Source organism: Pedobacter sp. 01N416 (genome assembly GCF_056399685.1).
The window spans coordinates 1-4,254 of record NZ_JBFTRT010000458.1 but is presented as its reverse complement, the minus strand read 5'-3'; the positions used below and the strand labels follow the sequence as shown (position 1 = coordinate 4,254).

The following is a 4,254-nucleotide window of genomic DNA, read 5'->3' as shown; positions in this document are numbered from 1 at the left end:
GATATGTGCTTCTAAGGTTGCTGCCGTTGTGCCACTAAACCAAATGGTATATATCTTTCCCCCTTCTAAAGCCGTACTTTGAATGGTTTTAACATTACCAGAACCCACTACAGTATATCTTAAATTAAATCCTGTATCTACGGCAAAATAGTTAGATGCTTCTTTAAAAGCCAATCCATTAACAAACTGGGTACCGCCTTGTACCATAACATTTATACCAGTGGCAAAATTTGGCGTCAGATTAATTAGTTTGATTTTAGCTTTATCTGACTCTGTATTACTTAAATTATCTTCATAGCTCACTATTTCCATCTCTCCTTTTTTATTGGTAACCAAAAAAGTAGTGTAAGTAATAGATGGCGTAAAGTTTAAAGAGGTATCAGTAGTTGTATTATTTGTGCCGGCATAAGAAACATTTCTATTACCAGAAGGTATTTTTACATAATCGCTGGTTTCGCCAAAGGCTAAAGCAACAGTGGTTAGTTTTTCATTATCTAAATAAACATCCTGATGTATATCGGCCTGCGACGCATTGACCATTTTTACCTTGGCCTGGCCTTTTACTACTTCATCTGGATTGTCCTTTTTACAGGATAATAGGCCTATACTACATAAAATGATGAGCAAAATCAGTGATTTCGAGAGATTGTTATAGATTTTCATTGGTTGTGTGAGTTGATTATAAACAAAAATGGCTCGGTCAAAAACCAAGCCACTTTGTTAATAAAACTAATAAATTAGTTTTTTTTTAATAACTATTATTTAGCATCACAGGCATCACCAACATTAAAACATCCTCATTTTCATCATTGGTTTGTGGAATTAAAAGCCCTGCTCTGTTTGGTGTCGAAAGTTCTAAAGTAACTTCATCACCACTTAAATTGCTCAACATTTCGATTAAAAAGCGTGCATTAAAGCCTATTTCGAGGTCTTCACCATCATATTGGCAGCTTAAACGCTCGTGTGCTTCATTAGCAAAATCTAAATCCTCTGAAGAGATATTTAATTCGCTTCCGCTAATTTTCAGTCTTACCTGATGTGTCGTTTTATTCGCAAAAATTACAACCCTACGAAGTGTATTTAAAAACAAACTTCTGTCGATAATTAGTTTGTTAGGATTATTGGTTGGAATTACCGCCTCATAATCTGGATAACGCTCGTCTATTAAACGACACACTAAATTGATATTTTCGAACTTAAAGAAAGCGCTTGTTGCATTATAATCAACTGATACATTAATATCAGTTGAAGGTAAAGCAGCCTTCAAAAGTGTTAAAGCTTTTTTAGGGAGAATAAATGAGGTTGCTTTATCTGCCTTGCTATCCATACGGCGGTATCTTACCAGTTTATGTGCATCGGTAGCTACAAAGGTAATGTGCTGAGGGGATAACTGACAGAATACACCTGTCATGGCCGGGCGCAACTCATCGTTACTTACCGCAAAAATAGTTTTTGTAATGGCTTCAGTTAAAACAGACGCGGGTAAGTTTACAGAAGATGCGTTTTCCACTACTGGAATCTTCGGAAAATCATCACCATTTTCACCACTTAATTTATACTTACCATCTCCGGCACTGATCTCGATCGCAAAAGTACTATCATCGATATTAAATGCGATAGGCTGATCTGGCAATGTTTTAAGCGTATCTAATAAAATTTTAGATGGAACAGCTACTTTACCTTCTTCCTTTGATTCTACAGCCAAAGCAGTTGTCATGCTGGTTTGCAGATCGGTAGCAGAGATAGTTAAGTTTCCATCTTTAATTTCGAAGAGAAAATTTTCTAATATAGGCAAAACCGTACTGCTGCTTGATGCACCATTTACGGTTTGTAAGTGTTTTAATAGAGTTGATGTGGATACAATAAATCTCATGATATTATTTAGTCTTCTTCAAAAATATAAAAATTATTTAGCGTACTTGTATTTGCGGTGATAATGTTGAAAAATCGCAAAGAATATTAACAATAGCAAGGGTGCCACTACATTTATAAATTGCCATTTCGTTTTTTCGAGCTTAATTTTGGCTTTATCCAACAATCTGATTTTTACTTCTTTATTTCGTAGCGCAATTAAGTTGTCGTTATCCGTAAAATAATCAACAATATTGAGCAATAATGCCTTATTACCAAAAGTACGCTGCGAATAACGGTCGAAACCTAGTGGAGAAGGAGTTCCATTTTGCTCCGATACCTGGTTTTTAAAAATATCGCCATCTCCTATCACAATCATTTTAGCCGGTTTACTTATACTTTCCAGGGTGTAAGGTTGCGTAATGGTAGCTGGTAAGGGGCGCCCGGCAAAAACCGATGGAAAATTACCTTCTAACATTAAACCAACATGCTGTGGTTTACTTTGGAAAGACCGTGGATCTAACTGTTCGCTCACCATTTGCAAGCTAAACAATTTCGGCACATTATACACTTTATTATAGGGAGATGTAGCTAAAATATATGATTTCTTTACACCTTTAACACCAATAGTATCTACTGTACTGGGAAATTCAGATTTCACACCATCCAGCTTTTTCACAACGCTTTCTACAGTATCCGGTAATAAAATCGGGTAATAAATCCAGGGCACCAATTGCATCTGGTTCTGCCCGCCTACAACACCTGTAGAAACCGGAATCTCGGCACTGTTTGCCGGATCGGCAATAATATTATAATTAATCCTTGCACCATACATAAAAAGCATATCATCAAGGTTCAAATTACTGTTAACTGCCATCTGCCCACTTTTTCCCCGCAAGCTATCCAATTCGGCACTTACCTGATCAATACTCCAAAGTACCCTCCCGCCGTTCATTACGAAATAGTTAATTTTGTATTTCTCAGTTTCTGTAAAAGGTTTTTTGGGTTTGGCGATAATCAACATTTTCAATTTATCAAGCCCTGTTTTATCAATGCTATTTAAATCAATCCGGCCAACCAGATAACTGCTAGATAGGGTGTGAATGGCATCAGCCAATTGTAAATCAGATAGTTCGCCATTTGATTCTGAAAAACCAATCCGAGGGTTATCACCAGAAAGTACTTTCTTTAAACTCGAAGTAAAAATATACTCCAGGTTTTCAATAGAGCGGTTTATATTGTCTTCGTAATTTCCGCGGGTATCTAAATTTTGAAAGAGTTTAATGGGAAATTCCTTTCCTTCGCTTTCCATCATCGCCATCGGAAATACGAGTTTCTGCGTTAATCCACTTTCAGTTTTAACGCTTAAACTGGTTGCTTCTATACCGCTTTCGTACAAATTATTGATTACTGTATCTTGATCAGCCTGATTAAGACCCGCTATCGGGTCAACAAAAACCACCTTGACCCCGGTTTTAGCATAGGCTTGATAATCAGATAARATATCTGACACCGCAGCCTGCAAACGTTTAAACGCAGGTGGTAACTCTCCCGCTAAAAATACAGTAATGATTACCGGTTTTTTATTTTGCTCCAATAAAGATTTCGTTTTATCACTTAAAGTAAAACGCTTATCGGCAGTAAAATCAAAACGATGAAAAGCGTACTGACCTACGATATTTAAAATAATTAACGCGGCTATAACGATGATAGCATTAAGCCATTTATTCTTCAGCTTCATTATCGTTTTCCTCCCATTATTAATTTGGTGAACAATAAAAACAGCACAGAAAATGAAATAAAGTAAATTAGATCTCTGGTATCTAAAACACCACGGCTTATCGAAGTATAATGTTGATTAATCCCTAAATTGCTAATAATATGCTCCATACTTTGAAATGCAGCAAGCTGACTGCTGTAATCAAAACCTAAAAAAGCGAATGCACATAAAGCAGCGCTGATTACAAAAGCAATCACCTGATTTTTAGTCAATGCCGATGAGAAAATACCTATGGATGTAAAGGCAGCACCCAATAAAAATAAACCGATATAAGAGCCAATAACCGATCCTGAATCGATATTTCCTTCAGGAAAACCCAGTTTTGAAATGCTGTAGTAATAAATTACTGTTGGAATTAGGGCAAAAAGTACCAGAACCAAACTTGCTAAATACTTTGCCAAAACAATCTGCCAGATTTGGATGGGCCGGGTAATTAAAAGCTCATAAGTCCCCTCTTTCCGCTCTTCGGCAAAAGAGCGCATGGTAATGGCCGGAATAAGAAACATGAAAAGATAAGGCACTAAACTGAAAAAACCATCAAGTTCGGCATAACCATAATCAAGTACCGAGGTATCAGGAAAAAACCAGAGTAACAGGCCAGAAACCAATAGAAAAATGCCAAT

At 36.6% G+C, this 4,254-nt stretch carries 4 protein-coding genes; all 4 read right to left on the bottom strand.

Annotated elements, in window-relative coordinates; genetic code table 11:
- Positions 1 to 663: DUF4397 domain-containing protein (locus AC1DND_RS21405; protein WP_477584653.1), on the bottom strand; the 663-nt coding region annotated here is incomplete at its 3' end.
- A gap of 85 nt (positions 664 to 748) precedes the next feature.
- Positions 749 to 1,873 (bottom strand): DNA polymerase III subunit beta, encoded by a 1,125-nt coding sequence (dnaN, locus tag AC1DND_RS21400; protein WP_086545224.1) that lies wholly within the window; start codon positions 1,871 to 1,873, stop codon positions 749 to 751.
- 33 nt (positions 1,874 to 1,906) lie between these two features.
- On the bottom strand, positions 1,907 to 3,592 hold the full coding sequence (gene gldG, locus AC1DND_RS21395) for a gliding motility-associated ABC transporter substrate-binding protein GldG (RefSeq protein WP_477584652.1): 1,686 nt from the start codon (positions 3,590 to 3,592) through the stop codon (positions 1,907 to 1,909).
- Positions 3,592 to 4,254 (bottom strand): gliding motility-associated ABC transporter permease subunit GldF (gene gldF / locus AC1DND_RS21390; RefSeq protein ID WP_477584651.1); only part of this gene is annotated, 663 nt, incomplete at its 5' end. The genes gldG and gldF, both read right to left, overlap by 1 nt.